Source organism: Pseudomonas sp. 65/3-MNA-CIBAN-0223 (assembly GCF_040310425.1).
Taxonomy (GTDB): Bacteria; Pseudomonadota; Gammaproteobacteria; order Pseudomonadales; family Pseudomonadaceae; genus Aquipseudomonas; species Aquipseudomonas gregormendelii.
Window position 1 is genome coordinate 1 of record NZ_JBEOPV010000275.1, and the last position, 249, is coordinate 249.

Sequence of the window (249 nt, forward strand, 5' to 3'; positions counted from 1 at the left end):
CTCTACATCAGCCCACGCAACGACGGCGGCTGGACCCAGGCCTTCGACGAGGCGCGGCAGAAGCTCGAAACCGAGCTGGATACCAAGATCCAGTACGTCGAGAGCGTGCCGGAGAACGCTTCCTCGATCCGCCCGGCGGTGGACCGGCTGATCCAGCGCGGCGCCAACGTCATCATCGGCACCGCCTTCGGCTACTCGGACACCTTCTAGGAACTGTCAGACTAGTACCCGGACGTGGCATTATTCATC

General features: G+C 62.7%; 1 pseudogene. It reads left to right on the top strand.

Annotation, left to right across the window (positions count from 1 at the left end):
* Window positions 1–207, top strand: a pseudogene (locus tag AAEZ09_RS28870) (BMP family ABC transporter substrate-binding protein); the annotation flags it as partial.
* Window positions 208–249 lie beyond the last annotated feature (42 nt).